Annotated in this window: 15 protein-coding genes and 2 tRNA genes; 12 read left to right on the forward strand and 5 right to left on the reverse strand. The window is 43.2% G+C overall.

Going from position 1 to position 19,583, the window contains the following annotated elements:
- Positions 1-183: 183 nt before the first annotated feature.
- Both der and era read right to left on the reverse strand, forming a co-directional pair.
- Positions 184-1,485, reverse strand: a complete 1,302-nt coding sequence (gene der, locus BDD43_RS08340) for a ribosome biogenesis GTPase Der (RefSeq protein ID WP_121197246.1) — start codon at positions 1,483-1,485, stop codon at positions 184-186.
- Positions 1,486-1,650: 165 nt separating this feature from the next.
- Positions 1,651-2,529: a GTPase Era gene (gene era / locus BDD43_RS08345; RefSeq protein WP_121201930.1), complete on the reverse strand. Its 879-nt coding sequence runs from the start codon at positions 2,527-2,529 to the stop codon at positions 1,651-1,653.
- Between the two features lie 147 nt (positions 2,530-2,676).
- On the opposite strand from era, the gene BDD43_RS08350 reads away from it, so the two are divergent.
- A tRNA-Met gene (locus BDD43_RS08350) sits at positions 2,677-2,753 on the forward strand.
- 119 nt (positions 2,754-2,872) lie between these two features.
- A tRNA-Met gene (locus tag BDD43_RS08355) sits at positions 2,873-2,945 on the forward strand.
- A 103-nt stretch (positions 2,946-3,048) separates the two neighbouring features.
- Here BDD43_RS08355 and BDD43_RS08360 read toward each other — a convergent pair.
- Positions 3,049-4,596 (reverse strand): bifunctional GNAT family N-acetyltransferase/carbon-nitrogen hydrolase family protein, encoded by a 1,548-nt coding sequence (locus BDD43_RS08360; protein WP_121197247.1) that lies wholly within the window; start codon positions 4,594-4,596, stop codon positions 3,049-3,051.
- Between the two features lie 227 nt (positions 4,597-4,823).
- Here BDD43_RS08360 and BDD43_RS08365 point away from each other — a divergent pair, with 227 nt between their 5' ends.
- Positions 4,824-5,990: a helix-turn-helix domain-containing protein gene (locus BDD43_RS08365; protein ID WP_121197248.1), complete on the forward strand. Its 1,167-nt coding sequence runs from the start codon at positions 4,824-4,826 to the stop codon at positions 5,988-5,990.
- Positions 5,991-6,047: 57 nt separating this feature from the next.
- Positions 6,048-8,324, forward strand: coding sequence for an outer membrane beta-barrel family protein (locus BDD43_RS08370; protein WP_121197249.1), 2,277 nt, complete (start codon positions 6,048-6,050; stop codon positions 8,322-8,324).
- A gap of 190 nt (positions 8,325-8,514) precedes the next feature.
- On the opposite strand, the gene BDD43_RS29950 is transcribed toward BDD43_RS08370, so the two are convergent.
- Positions 8,515-8,673, reverse strand: coding sequence for a hypothetical protein (locus BDD43_RS29950; RefSeq protein WP_162847006.1), 159 nt, complete (start codon positions 8,671-8,673; stop codon positions 8,515-8,517).
- 86 nt (positions 8,674-8,759) lie between these two features.
- Here BDD43_RS29950 and BDD43_RS08380 point away from each other — a divergent pair, with 86 nt between their 5' ends.
- Genes BDD43_RS08380 through BDD43_RS08390 form a run of 3 tightly spaced genes read left to right on the forward strand, consistent with a single transcriptional unit; the run spans position 8,760 to position 13,440 of the window.
- A complete protein-coding gene (locus BDD43_RS08380; RefSeq protein WP_121197251.1) occupies positions 8,760-12,449 on the forward strand; it encodes a class I tRNA ligase family protein in 3,690 nt (1,229 codons plus the stop codon).
- A complete protein-coding gene (locus BDD43_RS08385; RefSeq protein ID WP_121197252.1) occupies positions 12,449-12,832 on the forward strand; it encodes a TraR/DksA family transcriptional regulator in 384 nt (127 codons plus the stop codon). Before BDD43_RS08380 ends, BDD43_RS08385 begins: the two co-directional genes overlap by 1 nt.
- 2 nt (positions 12,833-12,834) lie before the next feature.
- Positions 12,835-13,440 carry a lipoprotein signal peptidase gene (locus BDD43_RS08390; RefSeq protein WP_121197253.1) on the forward strand — a complete coding sequence of 202 codons (606 nt, stop codon included), beginning with the start codon at positions 12,835-12,837 and terminating at the stop codon, positions 13,438-13,440.
- 411 nt (positions 13,441-13,851) lie between these two features.
- On the opposite strand, the gene BDD43_RS08395 is transcribed toward BDD43_RS08390, so the two are convergent.
- Positions 13,852-15,501, reverse strand: coding sequence for a M28 family metallopeptidase (locus BDD43_RS08395; RefSeq protein ID WP_121197254.1), 1,650 nt, complete (start codon positions 15,499-15,501; stop codon positions 13,852-13,854).
- 152 nt (positions 15,502-15,653) lie between these two features.
- On the opposite strand from BDD43_RS08395, the gene BDD43_RS08400 reads away from it, so the two are divergent.
- The 5 genes from BDD43_RS08400 (at position 15,654) to BDD43_RS08420 (ending at position 19,534) form a co-directional block, all read left to right on the forward strand.
- The gene (locus BDD43_RS08400) at positions 15,654-16,709 is read left to right on the forward strand and encodes a hypothetical protein (RefSeq protein ID WP_121197255.1); all 1,056 of its coding nucleotides are present in this window, start codon (positions 15,654-15,656) and stop codon (positions 16,707-16,709) included.
- 64 nt (positions 16,710-16,773) lie between these two features.
- A complete protein-coding gene (ku, locus tag BDD43_RS08405; protein ID WP_121197256.1) occupies positions 16,774-17,541 on the forward strand; it encodes a non-homologous end joining protein Ku in 768 nt (255 codons plus the stop codon).
- Positions 17,542-17,867: 326 nt separating this feature from the next.
- Positions 17,868-18,410 carry a YciE/YciF ferroxidase family protein gene (locus BDD43_RS08410; RefSeq protein ID WP_121197257.1) on the forward strand — a complete coding sequence of 181 codons (543 nt, stop codon included), beginning with the start codon at positions 17,868-17,870 and terminating at the stop codon, positions 18,408-18,410.
- A 30-nt stretch (positions 18,411-18,440) separates the two neighbouring features.
- Complete coding sequence (locus BDD43_RS08415) at positions 18,441-18,899, forward strand: ferritin-like domain-containing protein (protein WP_121197258.1); 459 nt, start codon at positions 18,441-18,443, stop codon at positions 18,897-18,899.
- Between the two features lie 239 nt (positions 18,900-19,138).
- Entirely contained in the window at positions 19,139-19,534 is a 396-nt protein-coding gene (locus BDD43_RS08420; RefSeq protein ID WP_121197259.1) for a hypothetical protein, read from the forward strand.
- The last annotated feature ends 49 nt before the right edge of the window (positions 19,535-19,583 follow it).

Raw genomic sequence — 19,583 nt, forward strand, 5'->3', positions numbered from 1 at the left:
ACGGGGGCGATAGTCGTAGGTACAACACCGGTTTAGGTGGCATACCCTACGGCATGCAAATATTCAATTATTAACTACCGACCTTTTGCACCGATGGTGCATTCTTAAATCGCTTTACTAAACGACATTGCATCTTGTTTCCTGATTCTTACCTCTTGAGTCTTCTTCCCCGAATCTTCCTCCCTATTTCTGCCTAAAGAAAATCTGTATTGGTACGCCTTGAAAATCGAAATTTTCGCGCAGTTTGTTTTCAATAAAGCGCATGTAGGGTTCTTTGATGTATTGGGGCAGGTTGCAGAAAAAGGCGAACATGGGTGCTATGCCGCTTATTTGGGTTACGTATTTAATTTTTACGTATTTGCCTTTTATAGCGGGAGGCGGAAAGCTCTCTATAATGGGCAGCATTACGTCGTTAAGTTTTGAGGTGGGTATTTTTTTGTTGCGGTTTTCGTAAACTTTGTTGGCCGCTTCTATGGCTTTAAAAATACGTTGTTTCTCTAAAACGGAGGTGAAAACGATAGGCACATCGGTAAAAGGGGCAATTTTTTGGTGAATGATCTCTTCAAAAACCTTGGTCGTTTTATTGTTTTTTTCGATCAGATCCCACTTGTTAACCACAATTACGATACCTTTTTTGTTTTTTTCGGCCAGGTGGAAAATGTTAATGTCTTGCGCTTCAATGCCTTCAACGGCGTCAATCATCAGCAAAACCACGTCGCTTTCTTCGATGGCTTTGATGGTACGCATTACCGAGTAAAACTCAATGTTTTCTTTAACCTTGGTTTTTTTACGCATCCCGGCGGTATCAATCAGCATAAAATCGTGACCGAACTGGTTGTAATGGATGTGGATAGAATCGCGCGTGGTGCCTGCAATTGGGGTTACGATATTACGATCGTGGCCGAGCAGGGTATTGATAATTGATGATTTACCTACATTGGGCCTGCCGGCGATGGTGTATTTTGGCAGGGTGTTTTGCTCGAGCGGGACATCCTCAAAGGTTTTAACAACCTCATCTAAAAGTTCGCCGGTGCCGGAGCCCGTCATGGCCGAAATGTTGTATATTTCGCCGAGGCCAAAGCCGTAAAACGTGGCCGATTCAACCTGCTGGCTATTGTTATCCACCTTGTTTGATACTACAAATACTGGCTTTTTGCTTTTGCGTAAAAAGGTAGCAATTTCGTCGTCAAGGTCGGTTATGCCGGTTGTTACGTCAACCATAAACAAAATAACGCTGGCTTCTTCAATGGCAATTAAAACCTGCTCGCGTATGGCGGCCTCAAAAACATCGTCGGAATTGGCTACATAACCGCCGGTATCAATTACCGTAAAATCATGCCCGGTCCATTCACTAACGCCATAGTGCCTGTCGCGGGTTACGCCGCTAAAATCGTCAACAATGGCTTTACGGGCCTCAATTAAACGGTTAAATAATGTTGATTTACCCACATTTGGGCGGCCTACTATAGCTACTATGTTACTCATTGCTTTTTTAGATATGAGATGTGAGATATGAGATGTGAGATGGAACGTTTTGTTCTCAATCACAAGCTATATTCAAATCTAATTAATTTTTGTGGAGATATTTAGGGTGCGGATAAGCAAACCGCAAAAGGTCTCAAATCTCAAATCTAATATCTCAAATCTTACTTAATCCTCGTACCCAAATTTTTTCAGGTAATTTTTTTTACTGCGCCAATCGGCTATTACTTTAACAAACATCTCTAAAAAAACCTTACGCTGAAAAAACTCTTCCATGTCTTTACGGGCGTAGGTACCAACTTTTTTAAGCATTTCGCCGCCGGTACCTATCAGGATGTTTTTTTGCGAATCGCGCTCTACGATGATTTCGGCACTAATGCGGTATATCTTAGGGTCTTCAATAAAGGCGGTTATAATTACCTCGGTACTGTAGGGTATCTCCTTTTCGTATATTTTAAATATTTTTTCGCGGATAATTTCCGAAGCAAAAAAGCGGTCGTTACGGTCGGTTAAAAAATCTTTTTCGTAATAAGCGGGGTGCTCGGGCAGGTTATCCATTACCATATCCATTACGGCCTTCACATTATGATCGTGCAGTGCCGAAATAGCGAATACAGCTTTGGGTTTTAATGCTTCGTGCCAGTAAGCTATCTTTTTCTCAACAGTTTCCTGGTCGCTTTTGTCAATCTTGTTAATCAGTATCACCAACGGGGCCTGGCTGCCTTTCAGTTTATCCAATACGTCGGCCTCGTCGTACTTTTCGTTAATATCGGTAACCAGTAACACCATATCGGCATCAACCAGCGAGCCCGATACCTGGTGCATCATGGTTTCTTGCAGGGCGTAGTGCGGTTTGATGATGCCGGGCGTGTCGCTAAACACAATCTGGTAATCATCGCCGTTAACTATACCGAGGATGCGATGACGTGTTGTTTGTGCTTTGGGCGTAATGATGCTCATTTTTTCGCCCACAAGCGCGTTCATCAGGGTTGACTTACCTGCATTGGGTTTGCCAATAATACTTACAAAACCTGCGCGGTGACTCATGTAAAAATATATTTGTGATTTTATTTGCACTGCAAAGAAACGAATTATATCTTTGCAGTCCCAATTAAAAAAGGTACAAATTGCACTTTGATTATTTGGGGCCCTCATTTGGAGTAATGAACCAGGCGAAAATGAGTAAAATTATAGTGCGGGATGGAGCAGTTGGTAGCTCGTCGGGCTCATAACCCGAAGGTCGTAGGTTCGAGTCCTGCTCCCGCTACCCAGAGAAGAAGAGAGCCTTTAGCCAAGACTAAAGGCTTTTTACTTTAAAATAAAACGGATTGTTGGCCGTTATAAACAACACAATTTGGGGTAATGGCCCAATGGAATAAAATAAATATAATGCGGGATGGAGCAGTTGGTAGCTCGTCGGGCTCATAACCCGAAGGTCGTAGGTTCGAGTCCTGCTCCCGCTACACAGGAAGTTAAAAGCCTCAAGTTGAAAGATTTGAGGCTTTTTGCATTTGTTTTAAAGATGTGTAGAAATTTTAAAGCAATTTAAAATATAAAATTAGGAGACTATTTTTTACTTTTATTTATAATTTTATAAATATCTAATCTTCTGTCTTTTAAATTTCTAACTGCGCCGAAATTATGAAGTTCCTTTAACAAATCTACGTCTACGTCGGCTATCAAAGTTGTTTCGGTATTAGGTGTGGCTTCGGCTTTGATACCGTTACTTGGAAAAGAAAAATCAGAAGGCGTAAATACTGCCGACTGCGCATATTGTATATCCATGTTATGAACTTTGGGTAAATTACCTACACTTCCGGCTATAGCTACGTAGCACTCGTTTTCAATAGCCCTGGCCTGCGCGCAGCTCCTAACCCGTGTATAGCCGTTTTGGGTGTCGGTCATAAAAGGAACAAAAAGTATTTGCATACCCTGTTCGGCCAACAGGCGGGGTAGTTCCGGAAATTCCACATCATAGCAAATCAATATCCCAATCTTGCCGCAATCCGTATCATAGGTAGTGATCTGATCACCGCCTATCATTCCCCAGGCACTTTGTTCTGCCGGCGTTAAGTGAATTTTACGGTACATTTCATAAGAACCGTCCCTGCGGCAAAGGTATCCTACATTTTGCAGCACCCCGTTTTCCAGGTAGGGCATACTGCCTGTGATGATATTAATGTTATAACTGATGGCGTACTCCATAAATTTGTCGCGCAAGGGGATAGTGAACTTGGCTATCTCGCGCATTGCATCAGCCCCACCTAAATGATTATAAGCTGTCATCAACGGTGCATTGAACAATTCCGGGAACAAAACAAAATCACTTTGGTAGTCACTGATTACATCCACAAAAAACTCGATCTGTTCACATAATGATTCCAGGTTTTCAAATGGGCGCATTTGCCATTGTACCAATCCTAACCGGATAATGGATTTTTTAGAGTTGATATGTGCTGCCTCCTCGTTGTAGTAAATATTATTCCACTCCAATAATGATGCGTATTCAAGCGATTGCGTATCACCGGGTAAATAGCCTTTTAAGATTTTCCTGACGTGGAAATCGTTAGCTAATTGAAATGATAAAGTTGGATCGTGAATCTCTTTACCTTTTACTTTTTCCAGGTAGGCTTTAGGCGTCAGCTTATCGGCGTAATCCTTGTATTTGGGGATACGTCCCCCGGCGATAATCGCCCTGAGATTGTGCCTTTCGCATATTTCTTTACGTGCATCATATAACCTTCTACCAATACGCATACCCCGGTGGTCTGGATGAACAAAAAAGTCAATGCCGTACAATACATCTCCGTCTTTATCATGTGTTGAAAATGTATAATTGCCGGTTATTTGTGCATAGGTATGGTTATCGCCAAATTTGTCATAATCTACGATCAGCGAGAGCGCACAGCCAGCAATCGATCCGTTAACTAATATGCAGATCTGGCCTTCAGGAAATATTTTAACCAATTCGGTGATATGTGGTTCTCCCCAATAGGAAGCGCCTTCCCATTCGGCGTATGCTTCAATCATAGAGGCCTTTAAGCCTAAGTAATCGTCTTTGGTAAGCGTTCTTAATTCTATTTTAAGTTCTTCGTTTTTAATTTCTTTTTCCATTTACTGATAAAGCTTTTATGAATAACAAATGTAAAGCAGATTGGTGTTTAAAAGTGAAATAAACTTGGTGAGCTGTAACATATTGAAATCATGACACCATACGTTACAGAGGGAATGATATTTAAAGTAGCCCGGAACAGGGTCAAACTAAAGGCCTCAAATCATGCTATGACGCCTCATATCATGATTTGAGGCCTTTTTGCTGTACATAAACCGTATCTTCGGTTATGCTTTTTCAATTCGGGCTGCGTAGTTCGCTGCTGCTTATATTTTTTACGCACCTGTGTGTTTATGCGGGGCTGTTGTACAAGCGTGGTGTGCAGCAAGAGCGCCTGTCGGACAGGTTGTTGGCGTCGTTCTTCTTGCTGTCGGCATTGTTTATTTTTCCGTGGATGTCGGGGTTTGCGGGTTGGTATGATACGCAACCCTACCGAGAGATATTATTTTATACGCCGTTTATCCATGCGTTGTTTTTTGGTCCGTTATTGTATCTGTATTTAAAAAGCCTTACCAACGCACAATACAAGTTAAGCAAGGCAGATTGGCTGCATTTTTTACCCGGCGCACTTTACCTGCTTTGGTGCCTTGTGGTTGTAGTGGCCGATAAATTTATTGTAGGCCGTTATTACCTGATGAACGGCAGAACCGACCCCGATTTTGACAGTTGGTATAACTGGACCTGGAGCGCAAGTATTTTAATTTATCTGGCTCTATCAATTAGGTATTACCGGCAGTACCTCGTTTTTTCGAACTTTGAATTCTCTTTTGCCGATGCGGCCAGCTTTAAGTGGCTGCGCAATTTTTTGTATGCTTTTGCGCTGCTTACCACGTTGTTAATATCCGAGCACGTTTTATCTTTATTTGTTGATTTGGTTTACGTGCGCGCGTGGTATTATTTTTTTGCGTTTGCCCTTATTACGTATTATATGGCCATTAGTGCTTATAGCGCCAGGCCCATCATTAAGCTTAACTTTGAGCCACGGTTGTTAACCGCCTACCAGCAGCCCTTACAGTTAGCCAATAACAACACCATAGATATTACTTACCAGGACTTGGACTGGATGGAGGATTGGAAAATAAAAGTGGATGAGTTGATGGCTGTTAAAAAGGTTTATTTAGAACCCGAACTAACCTTAACCGACCTGGCTAAAAAAACGGGTACCAATGCATCGTTGCTAAGTAAGGTTATTAACGCCAGTTATGGGCAAAACTTTAACGACTATGTTAACCGTTTCCGGGTAGAGGAGGCTATCCGCCTGATGAACCAACCGGGCTACCGCAATTTTAACCTGCTGGCTATTGCTTATGATGCCGGCTTCAATTCAAAATCAACCTTTAACCGCGCCTTTAAAAAGGTAACGGGTAAAAACCCCAAGGAGCATTTAAGCAATTAGTGGTGTCAAATCATGTTCTGAAGCGATGGAGAGGCCGGTTAGCGGCACTTTTGGAGCATGAAAAAATTTTTAACCGTTTTATTTTGTTTAAGCGCCTTTACCGCTGCCGCCCAGGTAAGCGGTAAAGTAACCGACGAAAAAGGAGATGCCCTGCCCGGAGCAGTTATCCGCCTGTTTAAAAACAATCAACCAGCTAAAACCGCGCTTACCGATACCGCGGGTTATTTTAACTGCAATGTGCCGGGTTTAAATTACCTGGTTATTACATCGGTTGGTTTTATGGCCGATACTATTTTTACCACCCAAAAGCCGCTGGGTAATATTAAGCTGATACCCGCCACGCGCCGGCTTAACGAAGTGCGCGTGCAAGCCCGGCAACCTATTATAAAGCAGGAAACCGACCGCAGCGTTATTATGGTTAACGAGCAGGTTAAAAAACTGGCCGATAACGCATTGGAAATTGTAAACCTTGCGCCCAGTATTACCATTAGCGATAACGAAGACGCGATACTAATGAGCGGCAAGGCCGAGGTGCAGATTATGATTAATGATAAACCGGTGAAGATGACTGCCCGCGATTTAGCCAAAATGCTTAAAGCCATGCCTGCAGGTAGTATAAAGCAGGTAGAAATATTAACTAACCCACCAGCCAAATACGAGGTAAACGGTAATACGGGTATTATCAATATCAAAACTAACATGGGTGTAAAAGGCATTACCGGTAACCTTGATTACAGTACATCGCAAAGTGTTTATAATTGGACCGACCTATCGGGCTTGCTGAATTATGGCGCGGGGAAATTAGCGGTTAGCACTTACGGGGCGTGGCATAGCGGCGGTTACCTCACCAGCGATGTTAAAGTGCGTAAACTTAATACAGGCACCTTAAACCAGCAAACCAGTAACCTTGATAACTGGAGCGACCCGGTTTGGCGCGTGGCTATTGATTACGCAATTGGTAAAAAAAGTACCCTTGGCGGGATAATTGAGCGCGAAGCCAGTACCAATACCAGTAGCTACGATAGCTATTTGCAACAGCCCTCAAATAGCTATCAAACCATAGGCAGCAACCCTTACGTGCGTTATTGGAATACTTATAACCTAAACTATCGCTACAGCGATACACTTGGAACGGAACTAACTGTTGACCTTGACCGTGCCGACTTTACTAAAAACGGCCATATTACGGTTATAACCACCGGGCAGCCACAACTTAACTATGAAACGTTAACCAATATCAGCATCAATACCCTAAAGACGGATTATAGCCACGCCTGGAAAAATAAACTTAAACTTGAAGCCGGATTTAAAATAGCCGCCGTGCAAACCAACAATAACCAGGATGCTAACCAGTTTAACTACCACGAAAACATAAGGGCTGCTTACACGGCTTTATCGGGATCCGCGGCGCGTTGGGGGTGGCAATTTGGGCTGCGGGCCGAGCAAACCACTGCTAAAGGCGAAAGTGAATTGGCAAGCAGCGCAAAACTTACCCGGCCAGATACCAGTTACTTTAACTTGTTACCATCGGCTTATTTTACTTATGCGCCGGGTGCTAAACACCATTTGAGGCTATCAATTAGCCGCCGTATAAAACGGCCCGATTATAACGATTTGCAACCCTTTACCTACGTGCAGGACCCACTTAGTCAGCAAACGGGTAACCCCAACCTGCGCGTGCAGCGTAATGACGAGGCCGAGTTAACCTATACGTTTGACGACCGCATTACCCTGGTTGGCGCTTACAGCCAAGCCAACGATTATTTTAATACCATTATGAAGCAAGCGGGTAATGTTTTGATTGAAATGCCTGCCAATACAGGCACTATGAACACCCTTAATTTCGACCTTAATTATCCCGTTAAGGCAACAAAATGGTGGAACATGCTTTACAAAGCCAATTTGGGTAACGATCATTTTAAAGGGGCTTTATTGGATGGTGAGCTTAACGAGGGTAAATGGCACTATCAGTTTTCTACCAGTCAGCGGTTTACATTGCCGGGTAAATATCAGTTACAATTGAGCGGGCGTTATACATCGGCATCGCAAAACCTCATTTATGCCCGGCAGGATAATGCTAATGTGAGCGCCGGTATTAGTCGTAAATTGTTTAAAGACCAGGCTTCGGTACGTTTAGGTGTGAGCGATATTTTTAAAACCCAGCGTAATTATACCAGCGTTAATTTTGGCAGCCTTAATTATACCGATGAGGGTAACTTTGAGAGCCGCAGGGTATCATTTAACTTTAGCTGGCGTTTTGGCAATACCAAAATACGGCAAACTGAGGAACGCCGGCGCGGTGATGCCGATGAAAAAGGAAGAAGCGGCAGTTGAGGATTTTTTGATAGAGTGGGGAGTCAGAAGTCAGAAGTCGGGAGTCGGGAGTCAGAAGTCGGGAGTCAGAAATCGGGAGTCGGAGAAATCGGGAGTCGGAAGTCGGAGAAATCGGCAGTCGGAAGTCGGAGAAATCGGGAGTCGGATTTCTGACTTCTGACTTCTGATTTCTGATTTCTGGTTGGGGTTTTTAGGTTGTGAAGTTGCTTTTGTGGTACGGATAGGGGTGATACCGGCCTGGGGTTAAGGCCGGTGTGGTATGAGCGGATTGCTCCGGGCGTAAGGCAACTCCTGTGCGGTTTTCTTTAACAGTATTCATATCAATCAAAAACTCAAAAAAACCTTTCATACATTGCTTTGCTCTGGTAAAAAACTTCCCTTTTGATATTAAAATTCCTTAAATTTGCACCTCTTTAAATTGACGTAATAGTATTGATGTACAAGGAATATAAGCAGCTAAATTTATCGCAAATAGGTAACGAAGTACTGGAGTTTTGGAAACAGAATAACATATTCGAGAAAAGTATAAGCAGCAGGCCGGCAAGCAAGCCCTACACGTTTTACGAGGGTCCGCCGAGTGCTAATGGTATGCCGGGCATTCACCACGTAATGGCGCGGAGTATTAAGGATATTTTTTGCCGTTATAAAACGCTTAAAGGTTACCAGGTTAAACGCAAAGGCGGCTGGGATACGCATGGTTTGCCTATTGAACTGGCGGTTGAAAAATCGTTAGGGATTACTAAGGACGATATTGGCAAAACTATTTCGGTTGAGGATTATAACAATGCCTGCCGCAAGGAAGTGATGCGCTATACCGACGTTTGGAACGACCTGACCGAGAAAATGGGCTACTGGGTTGACCTTGAAGACCCCTACATAACCTACAAAAACGAATACATTGAAAGCCTTTGGTGGATATTGAGCGAGCTTTATAAAAAGGGCTGGCTGTATAAAGGCTACACGGTGCAGCCTTATTCGCCAAAATCGGGCACGGGGTTGAGTTCGCACGAGCTGAACCAGCCGGGTACTTATAAAATGGTGAAGGATACTACCATTGTAGCGCAGTTCCATTTAAAAAACGACCAGCAACATGCGCTGATGCCTACCTTGTTTAGCGAGCCTGGTGAAGATACGGTGATACTGGCCTGGACTACCACGCCGTGGACCCTACCATCAAACTGTGCGCTTGCCGTTGGCGAAAACATTGATTACGTTAAAATAAAAACCTTTAACCCTTATACCTATGCACCCGTTAGCGTGGTGCTGGCTAAGGTTTTGGTGAGCAAATATTTTAAAGCCGAAGGCGAGAATGCTGCTTTTGCTGATTATAAAGAAGGCGATAAAGTAATACCCTGGACGGTTGAAGCCGGTTTTAAAGGCAGCGAATTAGTTGGCTTACGTTACCACCAATTGATGCCCTACGTAACCAATGCCGATTTGGAAGCTAATGCTTTCCGCGTTATCCCGGCAGATTTTGTGACTACCGAGGATGGTACGGGAATAGTGCACACAGCTTCGGTTTTTGGTGCGGACGATTTTAGGGCCTGTAAGGAGAACGGCGTGCCAAGTGTAATGGTACACGACGAAACGGGCAAAGAAGTTCCGCTGGTAAACAAACAGGGCCGCTTTGTTGACGAAGTGACCGATTTTGCAGGCTTGTACGTTAAAGAAGAATATTACAGCAAAGAAGAGCGCGAAGTGCCCGGCTTTAAGCCAACGGATGTTTTAATATCCATTATGCTGAAAACCGACAACAAGGCTTTCGACGTTAAAAAATACGAACACAGTTACCCCCACTCGTGGCGCACGGATGAGCCTATTTTGTATTATCCGCTGGATAGCTGGTTTATTAAAACCACGGCAGTTAAGGATAAACTGGTTGAGCTGAATAAAACGATAAACTGGAAACCTGAAAGCACCGGGACGGGCCGCTTTGGTAACTGGCTTGAAAACTTGGTGGACTGGAATTTATCGCGCTCACGCTACTGGGGAACGCCGTTGCCGATATGGCGTTCAAAGGCTTATAGTTTTGATCCAAGCTTTAAAAAATCAGAATTGTGTTTTGGTAGCATTAAAGAATTAGTCAATCCCAAAACTATTGAAACGGATAATTTTGATATCGTTTACGAATCTAAATATTTCTTCCTGGAAAAACTTGTAGAAGATTTGAAAAGTGGATCAACAGACTTAATGCTGACACTTGGAGAGTATTATGAAAATTATGTACAAAAAGCTCGAAACTCAAATTTTATTATTGATGATGCATACTCTCTTTTAAATTTAATTCCTCCAACACAGCAAAAAAAGCTATTAACAACTTATTCATCCAGCTTATCGGAACATTTTAAAAATATAGAAATAGATCTTCATAGGCCATACGTTGATAATATCATCATATTAGAAATAAAACAGCCTAAAGTAAAAACCCCTGACGGTTCTTATCACTTTCCAGTTATCGACGGATTTGTCAACTATTTTCTTCGCGAGCCCGATTTGATTGATGTTTGGTTTGATAGCGGCGCCATGCCATATGCACAATGGCATTTTCCGTTTGAAAACAAGGAGCAGTTTGCTGATGCTTACCCGGCAGATTTTATTGCCGAAGGTGTTGACCAAACCCGCGGTTGGTTTTTTACCCTGCACGCCATTGCCGTAATGTTAAGCGAAGCGAGCGACGAGGTTAAGGCCGTTAATACTTTGGTGGGCAACCCCGGCGTAGCGTTTAAAAACGTGGTGAGCAACGGTTTGGTGCTGGATAAAAACGGCAACAAAATGAGCAAGCGTTTAGGCAATGCCGCCGACCCTTTTGAGACCATTGAAAAATATGGTGCCGATGCCGCCCGCTGGTACATGATTAGCAATGCCGCACCCTGGGATAACCTTAAATTTAACTTAGAAGGGCTTGACGAGGTGCGCCGCAAGTTTTTTGGCACGCTTTATAATACTTACAGCTTTTTTGCGCTGTATGCCAATATTGATAATTTTAATTACAGCGAAGCCGAGATAGCGTTAAGCGACAGGCCGGAGATTGACCGTTGGATAGTATCGTTATTAAACACGTTAACCAAAGAGGTTGATGAGTTTTACGCCGATTTTGAACCCACCAAGGCCACCCGCGCCATACAAAACTTTGTTGATGCGCATTTGAGCAATTGGTACGTGCGTTTAAGTCGCCGCCGTTTTTGGCGCAGTGATAACTCGGCAGATAAGTTATCGGCATACCAAACGTTATATACTTGTTTAACTACCATAGCCAAGCTGATGGCACCGGTTGCCCCGTTTTTTGCCGAACGTTTATTTAACGACCTGAACAGTGCTACCCAACAAGAAAATGTAGAATCGGTACACCTGGCAGATTTTCCTGCTTATCATACCGAACTGGTTGATAAGGCGCTTGAAGAGCGGATGCAATTGGCGCAGGATGTATCGTCGTTAGTGCTGTCGTTACGTAAAAAGGTTAATATTAATGTGAGGCGCCCGTTGGGCCGCATTTTATTGCCTATATTAAACAAAAACTTTGAGCAACAAATTGAGCTGGTTAAAGAACTGATATTATCGGAAACCAACATCAAAGCTATTGAGTATATAAACGATACCGCAGGTTTTGTTAAAAAGAAGATAAAGCCAAACTTTAAAGCTTTAGGTGCTAAAGTGGGTAAGGATATGAAATTGGTTGCCGAAGCGATAAATAACTTTAGCAGCGATCAAATAACAGAAATTGAAACTGAAGGTACCATAGCAATACTCAATACGCAGTACTCCATACTTTTAAGCGACGTTGAAATTATTGCCGAAGACGTACCGGGCTGGCAAGTTGCAAATTTGGGAAAACTAACCGTAGCTTTAGATGTTACGATAACCGAAGAGTTGAAACAGGAGGGTATAGCGCGCGAGTTGGTAAACAGGATACAAAACCTGCGTAAGGACAAGAATTTTGAAGTAACTGATAAGATAAATGTGCGCATAAGCAATCACCCTTACATAGCCGAAGCGGTTGAAAATAATTTATCATATATTTGCGCCGAAATTTTAGCCGATACCTTAGTGCCTGACTCACAGTTAAATAATGGTGATAGTGCATTAATTGATGAAATTGAAATATTGATTGCTATAAGTAAAGTATAATGAAGACAGAAAACCCAAAAACCAGATATTCAGATTCGGAGTTACAGGAGTTTAAACAATTGCTGTTAGATAAGTTAAAAGGCGCCAAAGAGGAGCTTAACAATTTAGCATCATCATTAAGCAGCCCTAACTCCAACGGTACCGATGATACCGCAGGTACTTACAAAACGCTGGAAGATGGTTCGGCCACGCTGGAGAAGGAACAGATAAACCAGTTGGCTGCGCGCCAGAAAAAGTTTATTGAGCAACTGGAAGCGGCTTTGGTGCGCATTGAAAACAAAACCTACGGTATTTGCCGCGAAACCGGTAAACTGATACCTAAAGAGCGCCTGCGTGTAGTACCACACACCACGTTAAGCATGGAAGCTAAACTTAAACAGTAAGAATGAAGGTAGCTTATATTAAACCTTTTGTTACTGCCGCCTTTATTATTTTGCTGGACCAGATTATTAAAATTTGGGTTAGACACCACATGTATAACGGCGAAGAAATTAGGTTTTTAGGAGACCGCGGTATGCTGCGTTATACCGAAAACAACGGTATGGCCTGGGGCCTTGAACTGGGTGGCGATTGGGGAAAACTGGCCCTTACCCTGTTTAGGATAGTTGCCGTTTGTGGTATTGGCTATGGCATTGTGTTTTTAATTAAAAACAAATACCACCGGGGTTTAATTATGAACCTGGCACTCATATTTGCGGGTGCAATGGGCAATATTATTGATTCTACCTTTTATGGTGTGATATATGGCTACGCGCCCTTGCTGCATGGCCGCGTGGTTGATATGTTTTACTTCCCGCTGATAACGGGGCATTTTCCAATCGGGATGCCATTTTGGGGAGGCGAAGAATTTGTGTTTTTCCGCCCGATATTTAACCTTGCCGATGCGGCTATATCTGTTGGCGTTATCCTGATTTTATTTCGGCAAAAGCATTATTTTAAACACGAACCCACCGAAGACGAGAGCAGGAATAGTGAGATGGTGGAGGAATGATTGTTCGATGTGCGAATGTGCAGATGAGTAAATGTGCAAATGATTTGATTTGTATATGAGATATAAAGTAAAAAGTCCGTGATGAAGATCATGGACTTTTTTTAGTTTATGGGGGATATGCCGGTTTAAGATTTGACAACTTTTTGAAAGTTGTCAAATCTAATTGTCTAACTGACGAATTATTTGCACATTGTTTGAACCGGAATTTATAGAATTTAGGGATTACCAGAATGTGAAATGGGAAGATCAAATCATTCAAAAATCATTTGCACATTCGCACATCGAAAGGTTTAAGATTTGACAACTTTCAAAAAGTTGTCAAATCTAATTGCCCCAGAATGTAAAGGTAAAGATCAAATCATTTAAAAATTATTGCATATTTACTCATCTGCACATCTGCACATCGAAAACTTATTTCCCCATCGTTTTATCGCGTATCACTTTAAATTCTGATTTGGGTTTCCAGCCGGGGAAGGAGCTTTGGTTGCCTAACTTGGTGCCTATGTTGAACAGGATGTTGGCTACCTGGGCCATGCCGGTGCAGTCCATATCTGCACTGTAGTTATCGCTTACCTGGTGGTAGCGGTTGGTGTTGTAATCGTCTTTTTGGGCTTTGCCCCATCCTTCGGGATGCTGGGTGCTTTCCTGGCCGTTGTTCATGTCGAGGGCGGGTACGCCAACTTTGGCGAAGTTAAAGTGGTCGCTGCGGTAGTAGCTGCCAGCGCCGGGGCGGGCGTCGCCTTTTATGGTGAGGCCATATTGTTGGGCCTGTTCGGCAACGTAATCTTCAATGTCGTTTTGGCCTTTGCCGGTTACGTCAATGTCTTTGGTTTCGCCGTAAAAGCCAAGGGCATCCATGTTTAAGTTGGCCACTGTTTTATTGAGCGCAAATATGGGGTGAGTTGCGTAATACTCCGAGCCAAGCAAGCCTTGTTCTTCGCCGGTAACGGCTAAAAATACAATGGAACGTTTAGGCTTATCAGTGTTATGACTAAACGCTTTAGCCATGTTGATGAGGGCGGCTACGCCGCTTGCATTATCAACGGCACCGTTATATATCGAATCGCCTTTTACGGCGGGGCCTATGCCAAAGTGGTCCCAGTGGGCGGTATAAATAATGGCTTCGGTTGGTTGGCTGCTGCCTTTAAGCGTTGCTATTACGTTGCGCGACATGGCGTATTTTAGCTTATTGCTGATGCCAACTGTAAGGTTGAGGTTTAAAGGGATGGCCCTAAAATCTTTTCTGCGGGCCAGGGCGCGGAAATCGCCGGTGATGCCTGCGGCGGCGAATAGTTTGGTGGCGGCATCTTCGGTTATCCAGCCTTCCATTTTACAGCGCGACATGTGTTTATCGGCTTGTTGCAGATACAACCTTGCGCCCGTATTGCTGTTTTTTATTACCGACCAGGCGTAGCTTGCAGGTTCGGTTTGGTGAACGATGATAATGCCTGAGGCACCTTGCCTTGCGGCTTCTTCAAATTTATAGGTCCAGCGGCCATAGTAAGTCATGGTATCGCCTTTAAAAAAGGTGGGGTCGCCGCTTTTAAAGCCGGGGTCGTTTACCAACACTACTACGGTTTTACCTTTAACATCCAGTCCGGCATAATCATTCCAATGGTATTCGGGAGCCACCACGCCATAGCCTGCAAATACCATGGGCGAATTTTTGAGTTGTACGGTGTCTTGCTCGCGGCGGCTAAAAACTACAAAATCGTCAACCGCTTTTAGCGATAGTTTAGCCTTGCCATCAATTTGCATGGTTGGCCATGGCGTACAGGCAATTTGCACCATGGGCACATCCTGAAAGTAACTGCCGTTATTGCCAGGCTCGAGGCCTGCCTTTTTAAACTGAGAAGCTATGTAGTTAATGGTTTTGGTTTCGCCGGGTGTAAAGGGTTTGCGGCCCGTTAACGAATCGTTAGCCAATACGGCTATCTGGCTTTTAATGCTATCGGCAATTATGGGGCCGCTTACTGTTGTGCTTGTGCTGCTTTTTGTTTTGCAGCCTGCTAAGGTTATCAACGTTGCTAAAAGCAGCAAATGGTTGTTTGTTTTTTTCATGGACGGAAAAATCAGTTATTCATCCAAATATAACTATAGTAGGCCATAATTGGTTATGGTATTTTGGGGGCGGTTAAGATTTGCCAACTTTGCCAAAGTTGGCAAATCTCTCTGAATTAAACACTACCTTTAATGTGATATAAAGCTCAATTATGGCTGGAGAGGTAACCCGCGAAGACGTTCCATCAAGGAAAAAATATTATTACCCCATTGCTGATACTTTGCGGGATTACCTGGTAAAGTACGACAGGGAGATAAAACTGCCGGTACAATATTCGGATTTGCTGCGCTTTAACCTGCATACGCCGCTGCTGAATAAAGACGGTACCGATACGCTTTGGCAAACCGTGTATTACGACCAAAGCGAAATGCGGGAGCTTTTCCCTAGCCTTACCCAAATTTATGCGCTGCTGCATACCGATGGCGATATTGCGGTGATGGAACACCTCTCGGTAGCGCGGATTGATTATTGTACGTTTGGTAATTCGAAACCATTCAGGGTGCGCATTATTAATAAACTTAACGATAATTACGACCATTTTTATGTTAAAACTGCCGATGCATCGCGCGTGTATGGTTTGGAGCTGGAGCATATATTATCGCCAAACCGCATCATTTACCTATCAAACGGCAATACGCTTATTGAGGAGCATATACCCGGTTTGCCGGGAGATGTGTTTATTAGCGGGCGCCTTAATACTACCAAATTTAACCAGATACGCATTTGCAAGGAGTTTGTGAAGTTTAACGAACGGTGCTTTGCGAGGTTGCTGGGCGATATGCGATCGTACAATTTTGTGGTTGATATTACGCCCGATATTGAGGGTAACCAGTATAGGATACGGGCCATTGATTTCGACCAGCAATCGTACGAAGGGAGGCGCAGGTTTTACCTTCCCCATTTTTTTAAGGAGAACAACGTAATGGTTAACCTGGGCATGAAATACCTTACCGATACTACCGTGCGCCAATACCAGGAGGAGGAACGCAGCTTAATATCGCACAGGGTGCGCACCGCAAGCAAACGCCTTAACAGCCTGCTTACCGTTATGCAACTGGAAGATATATCGCCAAAGGAAAAGGTGCAAAGCCTTGCCGCCGACCTTGCCGAATACCACAACAGCCCTGTATTTAAAACCTGCCATAACATGGGGCAAATATTAACCGAACACCTTTCGCTGATATTAACGCGTACCAAATTGGTTTAATTGTTGCCTTGGTGTGCAAACTGTTTGGTGCTTATGGAGTTATATTGACTTAATAAAAACTTTTATGAGGTCGATATGGAAAGGCTCGGTTGGGTTTGGGCTGGTTAACATACCCATTAAATTGTATTCGGCGGTGCAAAGCAGTTCGCTGGATTTTGATATGCTGGACTCGCGCGACCACTCGCGCATACGCTACCAACGCGTAAACGAGCATACACAAAAAGAGGTGCCTTACGATAAAATTGTAAAGGGCTTTAAAATTGACGACGATTATGTGATTATGGAGGACCAGGATTTTGAAGATGCCGCGCCCGAAAAAAGTCGTGAAATAGAGATTGAAAGCTTTGTTGATATTGCCGATGTAAACCCGATGTACTACGAAACATCGTACTATGCGGAGCCCGACAGTAAAAATAACAAGGCTTACGCCTTGCTGATACAGGCACTAAAAAAAGCTAAAAAAGCTGGCTTGGCACGGTTTGTACTGCGCAACAGCGAGAGCCTCTGTATTGTACACCCGGTTGGTAATGTGCTGGTTGTAACGCGGATACGCTTTGGGCAGGAAATACGATCGGCAGAGGAACTGGATGTGCCCGGTACCGAAGTAAGCAAAAAGGAACTGGATATGGGCCTCGCCCTGATTGAGCAGTATGCCGAGCGTTTTGATGTATCGAAATTTAAGAACGAATACTCGGACGACTTGCTGAAAATTATCCACGAGAAAGCCAAAGGCAAGCGGCCAACTATTAAAAAACTCAAAGTTAAACAAGCATCGAGCGACGATTTGTATGACCAGTTGATGAATAGTTTAAAAACTAAAAAGGGAGCGTGAGTCGACTCCTTAGAGGTCACAGGTCGGTAGCAAAACGAATTAGATAGAAATTTGTGCCGTAGGTACAACACCTTTATAGGTAGCATACCTACGGCATGCCAATATGCAATTATTAAATTAGCTACCGACCTTTTGCACCGATGGTGCATTTTTTAATTGCTTAACTAAACTACATTGATTTATAATTATTGGTGGGTAAATTAAAACAGGATCTAATTATTAAGGCTTTTTATTTCTTAATAAGATAAAAAATAATCTTAATGGTAAAACACGCGGGGCTTGTTGCTGTTATAGTAATGAAAACATTCTAAAAAAAAAATCTAATTATGAAAACTACAACAGCACAAATTGCAACAACCGACGAACTGAAAGACTCGGCATTGAACGAATTGTTTATTGACGAACTGAAAGACATTTACTGGGCCGAAAAACATTTGGCAAAGGCCTTGCCTAAAATGATAAAAGGTGCAACATCGGCAGAGTTGAAAACTGCCATTGAAAACCACCTTAAAGAAACCGAGAACCATATTACCCGCGTAGAGGCTGTTTTTAAGGCTATTGGCGAAAAAGCTGTTGCTGTTAAATGCGAGGCTATGGCCGGTTTATTAAAAGAAGCCGAAGAGTTATTAGGCGAAACCGAAAAAGGCACCATGACGCGTGATGTGGCCATTATTTCGGCAGCACAAAAGGTTGAGCATTACGAAATTGCTTCGTATGGTACCATGAGCACCCTGGCCAACGTGCTTGGTTATGCCGAAGCTGTTGAACTATTGGAGGCTAATTTGGCCGAAGAAAAAAATGCTGATAGTTTATTAACACAAGTTGCCGAGAATACTGTTAACAGTGCAGCAAGCAGCGAAAAGAAATAAACCATTAACAAACCTTAGGAGGATAAAGGCATGGAAAATACGAGTGATAAATTAAAAGAACAGTTACAACATTTGCTTTTAATATGTAATGATGGTATTGAGGGATACCGCAAAGCGGCCGATAACGCTAAGGGAATTGAGTTTACAACCTTATTTACCGATTATGTGTTACAACGCATTGAATATGCCAATGAGTTAAAAGCCGAAATACGTGCTTTAGGCGGGGATGCGGATAACGTAACCGGCGGCACGGTGGGTGTATTGCACCGCTTATGGACCGATATTAAATACAAACTAAGCAGCGACGAAGAACATGCCGCTTTAGATGCTTGTATTGAAGGCGAAAAAGCTGCAATTACTGTTTATGATGAGGTGTTGAAAAACCCCGAAGCCCTCACGCCGGAGATAGCCGAACTGATACAGGACCAACGAGATGGTATTGAACGCGCCCTGATAAAGGCCGAGCAACTATTGAGGGTTTACTCATAAGCAAACCATAACTCGAAAATAAATTGAAGAGCCTCCGCGAAAGCGGAGGTTTTTTTTGGCGTGTGCGACACCTTTTGCTTTGCGGCATCGTCTGGATTATTATTAGGGGTGGTTAGGCTGTTATTGTTGTGCGTTAAATTTATCACCCTGCACAAAAACTTATTTTTAATGGCTTTAATCTTTTAAGTTTTAACTTTGTTTAATAAGGATAACAAAACTATTTATTTAATACCAAAAACATGAAAACCCGTTTATTACTTTTTTTAATTTCGATATTGTTTTTGGCTACATCGTGTACAAAACAAAATGATGTAACGCCAAACCAAACTATTTTAACTACTGCATTGGCCAGTAGCTGGACCACCACAGACGGCGGTAAAACTTTTTCGACGTTTATTAATACGCCCGAGATAGACAGTTACCAAAATAAATACGGAGGTGTGCTTGTTTACGCCACTTACGATGGCGGTGCAAGCTATGAGCAGGTGCCCGAGGTTTATAACGGCGTTGCTTACAGCTTTACCTACAGCAAGGGGCAGGTAGAAATTGATATACAATCGGCAAACGGGGTTACTGCCATTACGCCGCCGGGAAGCATAGGCATTAAAATTGTTTTGATTGCATCGGCACCCTGAGGATTGACTGCGGATGTTTGATTGGCGTGTTGGATGTGCTAATGTGGAA

The sequence above is a fragment of the Mucilaginibacter gracilis genome (genome assembly GCF_003633615.1).
Classification (GTDB): Bacteria; Bacteroidota; Bacteroidia; order Sphingobacteriales; family Sphingobacteriaceae; genus Mucilaginibacter; species Mucilaginibacter gracilis.